Here is a 16,414-nt window from a genome sequence, read left to right on the forward strand (position 1 = left end):
CCCAACGCACATCCTGTCGCGATGGCGATCTATCATCTTCACGTCAAGGTCATTGGCCGCAAGGCTGGGAGCAGTGCGGTGGCATCCGCCGCCTACCGCTCGGCCTCGCGGTTGCGCGACGCGCGGATTGAACGCAGCCATGATTTTTCGGCCAAACGCGGTGTCGTCCATTCCGAGGTGATGCTGCCGGAGAATGCACCCGAAGCCTGGCGCGACCGCGAGCGGCTGTGGAACGACGTCGAGGCGTTCGAGGTGCGCAAGGATGCGCAGCTGGCCCGCGAGGTCGAGTTTGCTCTGCCGCGCGAACTGAGCCAGGCACAGGGCATCGAGCTGGCGCGCGACTTTGTGCAAGCCGAGTTTGTTAGCCGGGGCATGGTCGCCGATCTCAATGTGCATTGGGACAGGGCAGAGGATGGCAGCCCCAAACCGCACGCTCATGTCATGCTGACCATGCGGTCGGTGGACCAGAATGGCTTTGGCGCCAAGGTTCGAGATTGGAATGCTACCCAGTTGGTCGAGCGCTGGCGCGAGCGATGGGCGGAACTGGCCAATGAGCGCCTGGCCGAACTCGACATCGACGCGCGCATCGATCATCGCAGTCTGGAAGCGCAGGGCATTGCGCTTGAGCCGCAAACCCAGATCGGTGCACCAGCTCAACGCATTGAGGGCAGCGGCCTTGACGCTGGTGGCACTGAAGCCGATCGCGCCGAACTGCATCGCGAGATCGCGCGCAACAATGGCGCGCGCATCATTGCCGATCCATCCGTGGCGCTGGAGGCAATCACGCATCAGCAATCGACCTTCACCCGAAAGGACATTGCGACGTTCTCGCATCGCCACAGCGACGGAATGGAGCAGTTCAACGCAGTCATGGGCGCCATCAGCAACGCGCCTGATCTGGTCGAACTCGGCAAGGACGGACGCGGCGACGATCGGTTCACCACGCGGCAGATGATCGAGACCGAACAGCGCCTTCACCGCGCGGCGGAGCGTATCGATTTGAACGAGCGACACGCGGTGAGCAACGCACACCGCGAGACAGCTTTGGCGCGTGCAGCGCGAGGCGGCCTTGTCCTTTCAGGCGAGCAGACCGATGCACTGGATCACATCACGAATAGCCGCGGTCTTGGTGTCGTCGTCGGCTTTGCCGGAACGGGAAAGAGCGCCATGCTGGGGGTTGCGCGCCAGGCTTGGGCCGCAGCCGGCTACGAGGTTCGAGGCGCCGCACTCTCCGGCATTGCGGCCGAGAATCTCGAAAGCGGATCGGGCATCACGTCGCGCACAATCGCCAGTATGGAGCACAGCTGGGGACAGGGCCGCGATCTGCTCACCGCGCGCGATGTCCTGGTGATCGATGAGGCCGGCATGGTCGGCACACGCCAGTTGGAGCGCGTGCTTTCCCATGCGGCGGACGTTGGCGCAAAGATCGTCCTCGTCGGCGATCCGCAGCAGCTACAGGCAATCGAAGCGGGCGCTGCATTCCGATCTATTCACGAGCGTCATGGCGGCGTCGAAATCGGCCAGGTGCGTCGGCAGCGCCAGGACTGGCAGCGCGATGCAACGCGCGATCTGGCAACCGGCAGGATCGGTGCCGCAATCAGCGCCTATGACGCGCAAGGCATGGTGCATCAGGCTACAACGCGCGATGAGGCGCGAGGTGAACTCGTCGAGCGCTGGGATCGCGACAGGCAGGCGCATCCAGAGGCGAGCCGGATCATTCTCACCCATACAAACGACGAGGTGCGTGCGCTCAACCAGGCAGCGCGCGAGCGCATGCGCATTGCCGGCGATCTCGGCGACGATGTTCACGTGAGTGTGGAACGCGGTGCAAGGGCCTTCGCCAGCGGCGACCGCGTCATGTTCCTGCGCAACGAGCGCGGGCTCGGCGTCAAGAACGGCACGCTTGGCATCGTGGAAGAAGTCAGCACGCAGAGCATGACGGTTCGCACCGATGACGGCAGGTCGGTCCGCTTCGACCTGAAAGACTATGCCCACATCGACCACGGCTATGCCGCGACCATTCACAAGGCGCAGGGCATGACCGTCGACCGCACGCATGTGCTCGCCACGCCGGGCATGGACGCGCATGGCAGCTACGTCGCCCTGTCGCGACATCGCGACGGGATGGACCTGCATTATGGCGGCGACGACTTCAGCACGCGAGAGCGGCTGGACCGTACGCTGTCACGCGACCGCGCCAAGGACATGGCGTCGGATTACGAGCAGGTCGACCCGGCGCAACACTATGCCGAGCGGCGCGGCATCACGTTCCGCGAGCGCGTCGTCGAGATCGTGCGTCGGATCGTTCCGGAGAAGCTGCGCGACGGGATCGGCGGGCTGCTGGACGCGTTGCGCTCGCCCGGAGATGGCGAGCCCATCCAGGAAGGTGGGCGCGGGCGGGGAAGGGACAGCGTTGGGGCGCAGATCGGAGATGTTGGCACCACGCCTGGAAGAGAAGCTTTTGCTGGCGGAGCGCCGCGCGACACGCATGTGCCGGGGAACCCAGAAGCAGAAATGCGCCGAGCCCGGACCCAGGCGCTTGTGCGTCACGCGCGCGCTATCGACCCTATCCTCAGTACTGGAAATGCCCACGGGCAGGGCAGTCCCGAGCAGATGCGCGAATTGAGGGATGCCCGTAGCGCTTTCGAGAAGGTGCGTCCGCATGGCTGGCGCGATGCCGAAGCGGCATACGTCAAGAATCCTGAGCTGGTCCGCGAGGCGGGGGCCGGCCGGGTCAGCCGCATCGTGCTTGCTCTCCAGCTTGAGACGGAAATCCGCACCGGACTAGACAACGATCCGGGCCGCCGCGCAGACCGGTTCGTCGAACGCTGGCAAAAGCTCGATCGGACGGGACGAGAGCAATATCAGGCCGGCGACATGTCCGGTTACAAGTCAACGCGCTCGGCCATGTCCGATATGGCCAAGAGCCTTGAGCGCGATCCGCAGCTGGAATCCCTACTGGCAAACCGCAAACGCGAGCTTGGCATCAACGTGGATTCGGGTCGTCGCTTGGGTGCGGAACTGGTGTTCAGCCATGGCATCGGTAAGGGGCGGGGCCTCGGGATCTAAACATGTCCGATCCGCCGCCGTTTCCACGCCGCAGCCGGCTGAGGCGACAAACCTGATTGCCTGCGGCATGGGTTCGCCCCGTCTGTCCCAGCAGAAATCAACGACCACCAGTGAGATGCAGGCAAGCTATGTCCGAGCCGGATCGTATCGTTCGCCTCAAAACCGTCCTTGCCAGGACTGGCCTGTCCCGTTCAACCATCTATCGCAAGATCGCCGAAGGCACGTTCCCGGCCCAGATCAAGATCAGTGTCAACGGCGCTGGCTGGCGGGAATCCGATGTTAATCGATGGGTAGAGAGTCCCACCGGCTGGTGTGTTCGCGAAGCGGTTAGGTGATCGGGCCATCACCACCACAAGGATACGTCGACCTATCTACGCTGTCGGAAAATCCATGAGCATCGAAATATGCTCCTGAGTAAACGGGATTCCTGCTTTCACATTGAAATGGCCGCGCAGGATGTCGTAGCGGATGCCGATTTCTGCCACCACCTGGTCAATATCTGAACTATGCGTTTCGCGCTTGGCTCGGTTCACAATCGTAGCGATTGATGAGCGGTAATATTCGGCCAGATTCAGGATTACCGATTCAAGATAGGTCGGCATTTTGCCGGAATGAACCAGCTGGTTTCGAGCCCTGTAGACCCTGTGAACCTGCCATCTAACGCGATCAAAATGGTCAGACATCGTTCTATTCGCGCTCTTGATGTCAATGTAGTCGTTGTGAAGCTTCCACACCCGATGAAGCGCTAATGGATTGTCGGCCAAAAGCTGACAGAGCTCTGTCCTCAGGGCTACGTGCTCGGGCAGGAACATCAGCTCGGCGAAAGCCTGCTGACCGTGACTTGACGGGAATGAGGGCATCGACTTCAAAAGCCGATTTAGCCGGTGTCTGTACGGTATAAGAAGTTCGTCGTAGACCGCGATGACCTGCCGCCTCGTATGCCTGAGCGCGATGCAGGGTACGATGAGCCTTGTGTAGTGAACAATGCGGACGTCATCTCTTGGTTCGCTCAGCAAAACCTCAATTGCCGACCAAAGTGATATGAGGCGATTTTCCGGGCTTTGCGAGGTCCGTGCGAGCGCAGCGGTTCTGATTGAACTCAGTAATCTCTCCGTCGAGCTGCTGTCGAAATTGGCAATAATCTCCCGTGCATAATTGCTGATCGTCCGGGCGCGATGCCCCGATCTCGGGACCGAATGGATTGCCTTGTTGGTGAGAAAATCGCCCTTGGTGATTGCGACACCGGACTTTGCCCGATGCAACGTCACGTGCATCGTGTCTCCCCACTCACAATGCATTCCATACGGGTCGAGATAAGATATTGCCCGCTGCGCGCTCAGGATCTGATAGCAATGCTCCATAGCGCCTTCAGGGTCGAACTGATCGAACGCGATCTCCAGAGCTGCCGGCAATTTCTCATAATTGTCATTAATTGCGAGCGTGTGGATCTGTGCTTCGGGCAAATCCTCGGCATCCTTTATCGTAAAACCTAAGCCTCCCAGGTAATTGCCCAAATCCTTGGACACGAACGCATGCACAATAAACTTCTTCGTCTTTCCATCGAATTCCTTGAAAAAGCGGGAGAGTGAAGCTCGACCCATCCGCTGGACAGGCGAGTCGAAGAAAAATCGGTTCACGGTTTTCAGGATGAATCGTCGCGAATATCCGATGTTCAGAATGTGGCTACAGTAAAACCCAGCCAGCTTTCGGATCGCTATTTTCTGGTTTGGTTGATCGAATATCTGGAGGATCAGCTTTTCAAGCGTCGTTTTGTAAGTCGAGCCAACCAGCTTTGTTATCAGCTTCAGATGCGACGAAAAATCATCGAGAGAGAATGTATTTTTTGCAGCCAAGATTCGGATCAGAGACTTTATTTCTGGCTCCGCCAAAGCGAGCGCCGCAGCATCCTTGTTGAAAGACCATTCAAGCTCTTCCGCGATAGGTTCAAGCACCGCTCGGGGAACTCGCTGCCTTCTGACATCATCGATTAGGTTTAGCGCTTCTGTTAGTCGAGCGATCGTGTCCAGAGAGTAGACACGAAAACTTTCAAATGTCGTTGGATTCAGCATCTCGCCCATAAGTTGAGCGAACATCAGAATACCTCTGCTGCCGTCGGTATTCGGCCATTTATGTTTCGGTGGACGCACCGATTCTCCCCAAGCCCAATAATAGCGTAATGCCGCACCGAATCTACTGCAAGGCGATTTGTTGTCAGGACCATCGGTCAACGTTCAGCGCCAAATGCTGCACGTCTTACCGCGCAGGATTTCGGCAGCCGTCGACCGTGAGCGTCAATCTGCGCGCAGCACAGCCTCGCAATCCTGCCGCGCGACTTCCTCTGGGTGCGCCGCACTAAGGCAGGGCTTGCCGAGGCGAAGCGTAAAGGCAAGCGTGGAGGGAGACCACGCCGCCTCTCGGAAAAAGACGCGGCGGCGGCGGCGGCGCTTCTAACTGACCGCACACTCTCCGCAAAGGAAGTAGCCGGGCTTCGACGTCTCAAAGGCAACGCTTTAACGCTATCTGCGTACGCCTGCCCCTCGTGACGAGGACTCAAGCCTGTCTCAAAATTCAGTTGACTAGACACGAAACACAAAATATGTTTCCTGTACCCACAGGAGACTTGGTAGTGGAAAAAAATAGTTTTATCAAAGCCCGCATATCGTCGGCTACAAAACTCGATTTTGAGAGCATCTGCCAAGAGCTGGGTGTACAGCCCACTACCAAGGCCAGAGAACTTATTGAGGCATTTGTTCAGGCAGAGTATGGCCGCCTTAGTGACCGCATAACCGTCCATATCTACAGGCCAAGCGGATATGATTTTGGTGCATGGCGGGTGAAAATGCGCCTGCGGAATCCGGCCGAACTGGAATGGGAGGGAGCACCCGTTCCGTTCGCATTTCCCGAACTTCCCAGCAGCCGTCGCCTCCACCCTGATGACGGCTTTTTGGCTATCGTCAGAAACGTTAAAACAGGCGAGCATTCTATTGGCGGTCAGTTCGTAAAAGGGAGATGGGAGGGGCATCTCTATTCGAACGGCGTCGCTGAAGGTGAAAACCAAACTTCCATTGAACAGGTCCAGGTTGCCCTTCGAGAGACGATAAACAACCTTCTGACCCGGTTCGGTAAAGCCTCCCTCGCCACTGACCCACCCTCGACGCCAATTGCATCCTAACATAATAATTGGAGAGGTCATTTTTGGGAGGGTGCTACATGTCAAATCTCGCTGGCTCAGACGTCGTCAGGCAGTCTGCGGCGCTTCGTGGTAAGGGTGAATTTCAGAAGGCCATAGACCTCGTAAAGGGCAATATCGGCAGCTTCGACGAGACCATACGACTTAGCGGCTGGCTTGAGTGTTTTTACGCCGCCAAAGAAATGGGCGACACCGTTCAGGCGCGCTCTTTCGCGCAAGAATGCGCGAAAGAGGACCCTGACATCCCCAGCATCCAAAGTTACCTTTGAGGGGCGACCGAAACGCGCCTCCGCGCGCCACGATGCATGTCATGGCAGAGCGTGGCATGAACACGGCTGACAAGCGCCTTGTAAAGTCGGTCGGCAAGCGTGTTGGCTCTTGCCTTCGGCACCATCGCGCTAGGGGTATTTCAAGTGAAGAGCTTGGCAAGCACATGTTCTGGCAGGTCAAGCGTTAGCCTTTGACCGCTAAGGCTATTTTGCCTTCCGCCTATAATCTGGGCGGGTGACTTCAACTTCCACTACACGGATTGGGCGATTGCGCTTGCCCTCTGTATGACTGACTGTCTGGTCTCCCGGGATTGGGAGTAGCAGCTCCGTCTGACCGAGAACTCGCTTCTTGCCACGCTTTGGCTGGAAAGCCGGCGAACTAGTCACCGCCTCCGGCGGATCAAGCATTCCCGGCAAGTCGATCGGGTGCCGCTCAAACATGCCCTCTATCGTTACGATCTGGATTTTTTGTACGCGGCGCGATGGAGGCCCGACTTCATTTTCCGATGCGGCTTCTTTGACCATGGCTGCGGTCGGAGGATCGAGACACACTAGAACGCCGATTTCCGCGCCCTCGCGCTGTACGACAGATTTGAGTTTGTGGATGGCATCCACGCCGACGTGCAGACCGCCCTTGACCGATACCACTGCACGGTTGGGCTGTTCGATGCCAACCCGGTGATAGCGGATAATGCCGTCGATGCCGCCGTCGGCGCCGGGGCGATCCTTGGGTAGGCCTCCAAGTGTGAAGACTGCCCACTTTTGAAATTCCAGCCAATCGCGGCCCGCCAGCGCCCTTGCGTCTGCGGCGTCCTTTGGCCGGCCATAGAGCTTGTAGGTTCCTTTGATCGAGGATCCGAACGACTTCAGCAACCGCCCCTCAATCACATGAATGGCGAGGTATGTGACATCAATCCCGATCCATCGGCGTTTCAGGTCTTGAGCGGCTTCGATGGCTGTGCCGCAGCCGCAGAATGGATCGAGGACGATATCTCCTTCGTTGGACGATGACTGGATTATCCGTTTCAACAAGGCCAGCGGCTTCTGCGTCGAGTAACCAAGACGTTCCCCTGCTTGAGAGTTGATCGGGCGGATGTTGTCCCAATCGTCGCTTATAGGAACGCCGGGCATTTCATCCAGGTATCGCTTGAATTGGGGGACCGTGCCGGGCTTTGTTTGAATGATGCGGCCTTCAGCAATTAGCTGGTCCATTTTTTCTTTCGAATAGCGCCAGTACCGCTCAATGCCCATGACCTCGTAATGGGCATTGCCTTTAGCCGCTCCTCCCGGCCCTGTGAGGTTGTCGAGCCGGTAGAGACGCCCGTCTTTGTCGAGATGGCGGTATTTGGAAGCCAAATATGCTTGATCGTATTCCGCGAATTGCTGGTTGAATATCTGTCGTTCTTTCGGGTCTTTTGCATATCTGAGAATAATATCGCGAACTCTTGGAAAATGAGTTGCGCCTTGGGCATAGTCGGCTTTTGCGGTGGTTCGCCGCCAACTAATCTCATTGATGTAACTGCTCGACCCGAAAATCGAATCGAGAAGAATTTTCAGGTAGTGGCTAGCGGTAGGGTCGCAATGCAAATAGAGCGTGCCTGCCTGCCTAAGGACACGACGCATCTCAATTAGTCGGACACCCATCATAGCGAGGTACGCCATCATGTCGCTTCCGGCGAATACCTTCTGAAAAGCGTCCAGCAATGCACCTGCCTCAAGATGCCGTTTTGCCGTTTCTTCCAACGCTCGTTGAGCGTCCTTTCCCCATTTCCAAGTATCCTCGAAAGCGTGAGACTGCGCTTTCGAGGCTCCTCCGCGTTTCGTTCCGTAAAGAACGTTGTAATTGGCATTCGAATTGAACGGCGGATCGAGATAGATCAAATCTACCGATTCAGCAGGCATAGCCCGCAGCACATCTAGGTTGTCACCGAAGTGCAGTTCGTTCATGACAATAATCCCCGGCGACAACATCGCAGGCTGTGGTTAACTATTTGAGAATTAGGTGTTTCTTAACGATTTTGGCTTCTGCGCCAGCCGTTAGCCGAGGCGTTTTCAACCCATCTACGCCATCGGTAAGTTGTAGGGCGATAATCCTAGGTGGAGCGATTCTCGCAGGAGATCGCAATGGCTAGGTAGAAACCGTCAAAGCAGTTATCGCAGGCTGAAATCGAGCGCTTTCTGGCAGCGGCGGAAGCGCTGCACCTAAGCATCGTGAAGCCGTTCATATCGCCGCATTGCGATCACTATCGCCAGACGCGCGTCCTGCATAAGGCGCTGTTGAAAGCCGTGCGGGACGTGACCGGGAAGGAAGTCGAGTTCATCCTGTGGAACACCACAGGACCGGTAAGGCCGCCCTATCTGGACTCCAAGTCTTAGGAGTAGCATTCTCCTTAGTGGGGAGGGGCTATGGGCCTTCAAGGGCAGAAGCCTATAAGGCGGCGAAGGCGTTCGCTGTTAGAGCAGCGGGCGCTAATTCCTGTCTTGCTTTGCGGCGTTGCCGGAGCGAGCTACCTCATACCGCAAACCGAACAGCATCCTCTTCCGACAGTGCATCGTCAGGGCAGCCCTAGCGCGCCGAGTGGCTGCACTATCAAGGGCAATATCAGCGTGACGGGCGAGCGTATCTACCACATGCCAGGTCAGCGCTATTATAACGAAACGGTCATCAATCCAGCCAAGGGCGAGCGCTGGTTTTGCTCCCAATGGGATGCTTGGTGGGCAGGCTGGCGGAAGGCCAAGGTCTAAAAAATGGAGGGGTGCTGAGGTGATAAAGTTTGTAGTTCCGAAAGACGCAAGGTTGAAAGAAAGACAAACGGGGCGCGAAAATCGCTGCCTTTGAAAGGCATCACCCAACTTAGCTGGATAACCGTCACCGATACCGTCATAGGACTGGTCGCCCATTAGGCTCGACAGCCGCCGTCAAAAATTTCCGCATAGCCTCCTTACGGGCGCTGTGATCGAGCGCATAACTTGATCGGTCGAACTTCACTCCATCAAGCAAGGCCTGAATATAGCTGGCGACTGTGTCACCTGCCATTACCAGCGCAGTGTCCACTGTGTGAATGTAGCGGCTTGTGATCGTTCCGCGAGCATGTCCCACCAAGGCGGCTATTGTCGACTCGGTAAAGCCGAGATCATTCGCCACGCTCGCGAAGCTGTGACGAAGCACGTGGGGTGTAACGCTCTCAAGTGGAGTGTTTTTGACCAGCTTTTCCCACAATTTTGGGAAGCCGACCAATGGCTTTCCTTCCTCTGTGCCGGGAAACACAAACCCACCCTCATCGTCGGACAATAGTGGTTGGAGCAACTCGACTACGGGCAAGCCGATGGCCCGGGTCGATGCACCTTCCTTGGAGTCTTCGAGCCTGATGCAACTGCGTTGGACATCGACCTCGCCCATTCTGAGATTAATGATCTCGCCTCGTCGACATCCCGTCATGGCGAGTGTGCGCACCATTTTGGTGGCCGTTGAAAACTGCGGGTCGAATGCAGCGTTCGCGAGAATCGTGCCTAACGCTCGATACTCACGCTCGGTCAGACGACGGTCTCGAACGCGATCTTTTGGTTTACGAAAGCCGTGAACCGGGTTCTTTTCGATGATCCCTTCCCGGATGGCGTACGTGAAGATGCCGCCAAGAAGGCCTACGCCGCGCGAGCCGGTGCCAATGCCTCCGCGAACGATCGCTCGCCCTCGCTTCTTCGTCTTGATGTCGGCCCGCGTCTTGCCATTGGCAACATCTCGCAGAAATTTGGCAATATCTGCCGATGTGATCTCAGTCACTCTCCGGCTCCCAAGGAGCGGAAGGATGTGTCGTTTTATACGGCTACGGTCGATCTCCATGGTCGATGGCTTCTTAGGGCGACCGCCTTTGCCAGGCACAAGTCCAGCTTCACAATCAGCCAAGTATCGGGTGCAAAGTTCTTTGACGGTGATCGTTTTGGAATCGAGAAGTTTCGTCTCCGCAGGATTGTCGCCCTGCGCGATTCGACCGATCAATATCCGCGCCTCCTTTCGAGCCGATTCTGGAGCCCAAACCCCATGAGGGCCGATCGTGAATCGGCGGGTTCGACCTTTAGCTCGATACTGAACGAGATAGCTGCGCTTACCGGATGAAAACACGCGCAGCCCGAAGCCAGGTAACTCGTCATCCCAAAGGAAGTAGTCCGTCTTTTCTGGTCCCGCTTGATCCACGGTTCGTTTGTTCAGCTTAGCCATCGCACACCTCGGGGCTCTGTCGAAGTGATTCCGCGGAAGCACCACGGAAGCACCCGGACGGAAACTCCGGCCTGCGATAGGATACTGGCTTCGGTCTTCGGATCGACAAAAAGTCAGTCGTCGTAGTAGCTTAGCGAACGATATCGTACAAAGACAAGCTGTTGAAAAGACTGGCTAAATCGGCCTCCGTAGGCAGAGGTCACAGGTTCGAATCCTGTCGGGTGCGCCAACTGCCTCAATTTGCCTTAACCCGCCACCGCCCGCACGCTCTCCCGCTCCACCAGCGGGCACTCCAGCTTGGTGATGGGATAGCGCCCGTGTCCGGGCGCCGTTGGTGCCTCGAGCTGTTCGATCGCCCATTGGCCCATCGCCATATGCGGCAGGATCGAGGTGGTCAGCGGCGGGAACAGATGCCGGGCGATTTCCTCGTCGTCATAGCCGACGACGGAGATGTCCTGGGGAATGTGCAGGCCGGCTTCCTTCAGCGCCTCGTAGCAGCCGATCGCGGTGCGGTCGTTCTGGCAGAAGATGGCGGTCGGGCGGTCTTTGAGCGCCAGCAGCTTCACCGTCGCGGCATAGCCCGCACTTGCCGACCAGTCGCCCTCGACCACCAGCTCCGGGTCAAAAGGGATGTCGGCGGTGGCGAGCGCGCGCCGGTAGCCTTTGAGCCGATCCTGCGCGGCCTGCATCCACGGCTCGCCAGTGATGGTGGCGATGCGGCGGTGGCCGTGGCTGATCAAATGCCGGGTCGAGCTCTGGCCGCCGGCGATCTCGGAGGGCACCACGGCGGGAAAGGCGTAGTCGGCCGTGTAGCAATTGAGCAGGATCACCGGAATGTCGAGGCTGTAGAGGAAGTCGGGCGCGGTGATCTCGCGGGTGAAGATGGTCATGTAGATCAGCGCCGAAATACCCCGCCGGGTCAGTGCCTGGATGGCGCGCGGCTCCATCACGGCGTCGCCCATGGTCTGCGCCACCAGAAGCACGTTGCCGGCATTCCACGAGGCCTGGCGCGCGCCTTCGATCGCCACCACCGCCTCAGGGCTGGTCGCCAGCTGGTCGACGGCAAAGCCGATCACTCCGTCCAGCCCGTCGAAGGCGGCAACCGGCTTGCGCAGCGCCGAGAAGGCGGGCGCGCTGTAACCCAGCGCCCGCGCGGCTTCGATCACCCGCTCGCGGGTCTGCTGCGACAGCTTGATCCCTGGCGAATTGTTGAGCACGAAGGAAACCGTCGCCTGCGAGCAGCCGGCCGCTCGGGCGATGTCTGTCATGGTGACCCGCCCCTTGGGCTTGGCCGGCGCCTTGCGGCGCTTGATCGTCTCGATGGCCGGATCCGTCGTTTCGCTCATGGCAGTCTTGTCCCCAATCCCGGCCTGTCTAGCGGCAGCCTGCCGGCCCGACAAGATGGCGCGGCGGCGCCAGCTTATAGAAACCGCCGCTTCGTTTATATCTATTAGTGGCCATGCGGTCCATCGATCATCAGGCTCCTTATGTGGGAGGAAAGCAACGACTGCGCGGCTTTGTATGCCGAGCGGCCAAGGCATGGGCTCGCCAGCGCTTCGTTCACTGTGGTGCCACGATGTGCCCGGATATTGGCTGAAAACTAATAGTGTTTACTAATACAAAAATGCGCTGTAACGTCAATCCGTCGCGTCCGGCCTTGTAGGGTTCGGGGCGGCGGGAAAGCGAACGTCGATGACCCGATGGCGAGCGGATTGCCTCCGCAAGCTCTGTCTCGGATAAGTGATATGTCAGACAAATCGGACTATTTACGAACGCAGAATGAGTCTCTAAAGTCCGTGGCCGTGGCTGGAACGAGGCCATTCTTGTGAGTGCCGGGAAACCCTGAGGAGGAGGGGTATCCAAGCCGCAAACGGCAAATTCAGGTGAGCAGGCAATTCTAGTGAGCAAGACGGTCCAGCCCGACGGCTGGACCCAAACGGGAGGTTGAACATGAAGTCCTTGATACGCAATGCATCCGTGGCCGCCGCGGCCCTGGTTGTCGGCCTGACGGCGACGGCCATCGCGCGCGCCGACGACAAGCCGACACTGGCTTTCGTCGTCAACGGCGCTTCCGATTTCTGGAAAGCGGCCGAAGCTGGCGTCAAGAAGGCGCAGGGCGAACTGCCCGACTACAATCTCGAACTCAAATATCCCGAGCAATCCTCGGTCGCCATCCAGCAGCGGCTGATGGACGATCTGGTGACGGCCGGCGTCAAGGGCATCATGGTCTCGGCCGTCGACCCGAAGACCTCGACCGATGGCCTGAACAAGATCGCGTCTGAAACCGCGCTGTTCACCACCGACAGCGACGCACCGCAGACCAAGCGCGTCGCCTATATCGGCTCGTCCAATGTCGACGCCGGCAAGCAGGCGGCCGAAATCGCCAAGAAGGCGATGCCCAATGGCGGCAAGTGCCTCGGCTTCGTCGGCCTGCTCGGCGCCGACAACGCCAAGGAGCGCATCCAGGGCATGAAAGATGGCCTGGCCGGCACCAAGATCGAGCTCGTCGACGTGCGCGGCGACGATATCGACCAGGCGCGTGCCAAGAAGAATGTCGAGGACGCGCTGGTCGCCAGCCCCGACGTCACCTGCATGGTCGGCTTCTATTCCTACAACACGCCGCGCATCTATGAAGCGCTGCGCGATGCCGGCAAGCTCGGCTCCATCACGGTCGTCGGTTTCGATGACGATCCGATCACGCTGGGCGGCGTCAAGGAAGGCACCGTTGCCGCCACCGTCGTGCAGCAGCCCTTCGAATGGGCCTATCAGGGCATGAAGCTGATGGCTGCCTATCTCAAGGGCGACAAGTCGGGCATCCCGGCCGGCAACCTCATCATCATCCCGACCAAGATCATCGGTAAGGATGATGTCGACGCCTACGCCGCCAACCTGAAGGCGATGGCAGGAAACTAAGACCACAGGCAGTTCAGCCGGCTCAACTTGCTTGAGCCGGCTGTTCGCATTGACGAACACCGCGAGGAGCGTCAGTCTGCCTTAAAAGTCGGCCCGCCAATCCCTGTCAGGCATGATGAATTATTCGGATACATCCATCGCGGCAATCACCCCGTTTCTCAGCCTCGAGAACGTGCGCAAGACCTATCCGGGCGTCGTCGCGCTCGACGGGTTTTCGATGGAGGTCAGGCCGGGCGAGGTCATCGGCCTCGTCGGCGAGAACGGCGCCGGCAAGTCGACCCTGATGAAGATCCTCGGAGGCGTCACCACGCCGGACACCGGCACGATCACGGTCGACGGCACCGCTCACAACAGCTTGACCGTCGAAGGCAGCCTGGGCTCGGGCATCGCCTTCGTCCACCAGGAACTCAACCTGTTCGAAAATCTCGATGTCGCCGCCAACATCTTCTTCGGCCGCGAGCCGCTGCGCGCCGGGCCGCTGAAACTCGTCGACCGCTCGAAGCTGCGCGAGATGGTGGCGCCGCTCTTGAAGCGCGTCGGCGCCAATTTCTCCGCCGATGCGCAGGTCGCCGACCTGTCGCTGGCGCAGCAGCAGATGGTCGAGATCGCCAAGGCGCTGTCGATCAAGGCAAGGCTGGTCATCCTCGACGAGCCGACATCGAGCCTGCCGCTCGCCGAGACCGACAAACTGCTCGACGTCATCAAGGCGCTGAAGGCCGACGGCATCAGCGTCATCTTCATTTCGCACCGCCTGCACGAGGTCGAGCGCGTCGCAGATCGCGTCGTCGTGCTGCGCGACGGCATGCTGGCCGGCACGCTGGGCAAGCGCGACATCAATCACGACCAGATGGTCAAGCTGATGATCGGCCGCATGCTGAAGGAACGCGAAAAGGCCTCCGAGGCCGCGCGGGCGCCCGGCGCCACGGCACTTGCGGCCAAGGCCATCCGCACCCCCACCTATCCCAGCCGGCCGGTCGACCTCGATGTCCGGCGTGGCGAGATCCTCGGCCTTGCCGGCCTTGTCGGCTCCGGCCGCACCGAGCTGGCCCGCGTGTTCTTCGGCATCGACGGCAGCCTTGGCGGCACGCTCGAGCTCGACGGCAAGACGCTTGTGCTGGGGTCGGCGGCCGATGCCGTCGCGCACGGCATTTTCCTGGTGCCGGAAGACCGCAAGCTGACCGGCATCCTGCTCGACCTGTCGATCGCGCAGAATATTTCGCTGCCCAATCTGCCGGCGCATGCGAGGCGCTCACTGGTGTCGGCAAGCGCCGAGACGGCAACCGCCGAGAAACAGAAGAAAAATCTCGGTATCAAGGCGCCGTCGGTGCAGACGCGGACCGGCACGCTGTCGGGCGGCAACCAGCAGAAGGTCGTGCTCGGCAAATGGCTGGCCATGAACCCGAAGGTGATGATCCTCGATGAGCCGACGCGCGGCATCGACATCGGCGCCAAGGCGGAAATCTACGGGCTGATGCGCGCGCTGGCCGATGCCGGCGTCGCCGTGCTGATGATCTCCAGCGACATGGAGGAGGTGATCGGCGTGTCCGACCGCATCGCCGTCATGCATGAGGGCCAGATATCGGGCATTCTCGACAAGGACCAGTTCAGCCAGGAAAACGTGCTGCTGCTGGCGGTGGGCAAGCAGCCGAAATAGTTTTTGCGCCGGGGTCGCGAGACCGCGCAACCTGCTCAGGCAGGCATTGGGGAGAAGACGATGAGCAAGAAAGATCTCGGCCTGCTGATCCTGATCCTGGTGGTCGGCGCAATCGTGGCCATCATCAATCCGCGCTTCCTCTTGCCGATCAACCTTGCCAACACCTCGAACCTGATCGGCCTGTTCGGGATCCTGTCGATCGGCCAGGCCTTCGTCATTATCACCGGCGGCATCGAACTGTCGGTCGGCTCGGTGGTGGCGCTGCTGGGAACGCTGTTCATCGACTTCATCGCCGTGCGCGAACTGGACTGGCCTCTGGCCTTCGTGCTGATCATCGCGCTTGGCGCCATCATCGGCCTGGTGCATGGCTGGCTGATCACCAGGCTGAAGCTGCAGCCCTTCGTCGTCACCTTGTGCGGCCTCTTGATCTATCGCGGCGTCGCCCGTTTCTACACCGCCGACGGCACCGCCGGCTTCGCCTTCGGCCAGAATTTCCCCGAGCTCGAATTCCTCACCGCGGGCCGCTCCTGGGGCGTGCCGAACAGCTTCATCGCGCTGATCGTCATCGCCATCGTCATGTGGGTGGTGCTGCACCGTTCGGTGTTCGGCCGCTATCTCTACGCCATCGGCAAGAATGAGGAGGCGGCGAAATATTCCGGCATCCGTACCGGCCGCATCGTCATGGCCGCCTATGTCATCTGCGGCGTGCTGACGGCGCTGTCGGCGATCTATTTCGCCATGTACACACGCTCGATCTCGCCGGCCAGCCACGGCCAGTTCTATGAACTCTACGCCATTGCCGCCGCCGTGCTCGGCGGCTTCTCGCTGCGCGGCGGCGAAGGCTCGCTGATCGGCGTCATCCTCGGGACCGTGCTGCTGCAGGAACTGCAGAACCTCGTCAATCTGCTCGGCATCCCGTCCTCCCTCAACTTCGCGGTCATGGGCGGCGTCATTCTCATCGGCGTCCTCGTCGACCAGCAATGGGGCGTGTTCCGCGCACGGCGGCTGATGGTCGATGCCGCCCGCAAGAACGTTGCCGGCGCGCCGGCGGAATAATCGCGCCGGCAACGCTGCCGCTTGCCCGACTCCAGTAGATATTATAA

13 protein-coding genes are annotated in these 16,414 nt (G+C 59.4%); 9 read left to right on the forward strand and 4 right to left on the reverse strand.

Going from position 1 to position 16,414, the window contains the following annotated elements; translation table 11 throughout:
* Positions 1-21: 21 nt before the first annotated feature.
* Both traA and FJV80_RS17380 read left to right on the forward strand, forming a co-directional pair.
* Positions 22-3,069: a Ti-type conjugative transfer relaxase TraA gene (gene traA, locus FJV80_RS17375; protein WP_142877095.1), complete on the forward strand. Its 3,048-nt coding sequence runs from the start codon at positions 22-24 to the stop codon at positions 3,067-3,069.
* Between the two features lie 128 nt (positions 3,070-3,197).
* The gene (locus FJV80_RS17380; protein ID WP_142877023.1) at positions 3,198-3,404 is read left to right on the forward strand and encodes an AlpA family phage regulatory protein; all 207 of its coding nucleotides are present in this window, start codon (positions 3,198-3,200) and stop codon (positions 3,402-3,404) included.
* 36 nt (positions 3,405-3,440) lie between these two features.
* Here the strand turns inward: FJV80_RS17380 and FJV80_RS17385 are convergent, their stop codons facing one another.
* Positions 3,441-5,162 carry a hypothetical protein gene (locus FJV80_RS17385; protein ID WP_142877024.1) on the reverse strand — a complete coding sequence of 574 codons (1,722 nt, stop codon included), beginning with the start codon at positions 5,160-5,162 and terminating at the stop codon, positions 3,441-3,443.
* A 533-nt stretch (positions 5,163-5,695) separates the two neighbouring features.
* Here FJV80_RS17385 and FJV80_RS17390 point away from each other — a divergent pair.
* Positions 5,696-6,241, forward strand: coding sequence for a hypothetical protein (locus FJV80_RS17390; protein WP_142877025.1), 546 nt, complete (start codon positions 5,696-5,698; stop codon positions 6,239-6,241).
* Positions 6,242-6,279: 38 nt separating this feature from the next.
* On the forward strand, positions 6,280-6,528 hold the full coding sequence (locus FJV80_RS17395; RefSeq protein ID WP_142877026.1) for a hypothetical protein: 249 nt from the start codon (positions 6,280-6,282) through the stop codon (positions 6,526-6,528).
* 204 nt (positions 6,529-6,732) lie between these two features.
* Here the strand turns inward: FJV80_RS17395 and FJV80_RS17400 are convergent, their stop codons facing one another.
* A complete protein-coding gene (locus tag FJV80_RS17400; protein WP_142877027.1) occupies positions 6,733-8,475 on the reverse strand; it encodes a DNA methyltransferase in 1,743 nt (580 codons plus the stop codon).
* 219 nt (positions 8,476-8,694) lie between these two features.
* Here FJV80_RS17400 and FJV80_RS17405 point away from each other — a divergent pair, with 219 nt between their 5' ends.
* Positions 8,695-8,904, forward strand: coding sequence for a hypothetical protein (locus tag FJV80_RS17405; protein WP_348643976.1), 210 nt, complete (start codon positions 8,695-8,697; stop codon positions 8,902-8,904).
* Positions 8,905-8,934: 30 nt separating this feature from the next.
* Positions 8,935-9,273 (forward strand): hypothetical protein, encoded by a 339-nt coding sequence (locus tag FJV80_RS35070; protein ID WP_142877028.1) that lies wholly within the window; start codon positions 8,935-8,937, stop codon positions 9,271-9,273.
* A gap of 136 nt (positions 9,274-9,409) precedes the next feature.
* Here FJV80_RS35070 and FJV80_RS17415 read toward each other — a convergent pair whose 3' ends face one another.
* Together FJV80_RS17415 and FJV80_RS17420 are read right to left on the reverse strand one after the other, a co-directional pair.
* On the reverse strand, positions 9,410-10,744 hold the full coding sequence (locus FJV80_RS17415) for a site-specific integrase (RefSeq protein WP_142877029.1): 1,335 nt from the start codon (positions 10,742-10,744) through the stop codon (positions 9,410-9,412).
* A 245-nt stretch (positions 10,745-10,989) separates the two neighbouring features.
* Positions 10,990-12,090: a LacI family DNA-binding transcriptional regulator gene (locus tag FJV80_RS17420; protein WP_179296093.1), complete on the reverse strand. Its 1,101-nt coding sequence runs from the start codon at positions 12,088-12,090 to the stop codon at positions 10,990-10,992.
* 604 nt (positions 12,091-12,694) lie between these two features.
* Here FJV80_RS17420 and FJV80_RS17425 point away from each other — a divergent pair.
* The 3 genes from FJV80_RS17425 (at position 12,695) to FJV80_RS17435 (ending at position 16,367) form a co-directional block, all read left to right on the forward strand.
* The gene (locus FJV80_RS17425) at positions 12,695-13,657 is read left to right on the forward strand and encodes a sugar-binding protein (RefSeq protein ID WP_095773159.1); all 963 of its coding nucleotides are present in this window, start codon (positions 12,695-12,697) and stop codon (positions 13,655-13,657) included.
* A 115-nt stretch (positions 13,658-13,772) separates the two neighbouring features.
* Positions 13,773-15,311, forward strand: coding sequence for a sugar ABC transporter ATP-binding protein (locus tag FJV80_RS17430; RefSeq protein ID WP_095792189.1), 1,539 nt, complete (start codon positions 13,773-13,775; stop codon positions 15,309-15,311).
* A gap of 60 nt (positions 15,312-15,371) precedes the next feature.
* Positions 15,372-16,367 carry an ABC transporter permease gene (locus FJV80_RS17435; protein WP_095773158.1) on the forward strand — a complete coding sequence of 332 codons (996 nt, stop codon included), beginning with the start codon at positions 15,372-15,374 and terminating at the stop codon, positions 16,365-16,367.
* The last annotated feature ends 47 nt before the right edge of the window (positions 16,368-16,414 follow it).

The organism is Mesorhizobium sp. WSM4310 (genome assembly GCF_007003935.1).
In the GTDB taxonomy this organism is placed as follows: domain Bacteria; phylum Pseudomonadota; class Alphaproteobacteria; order Rhizobiales; family Rhizobiaceae; genus Mesorhizobium.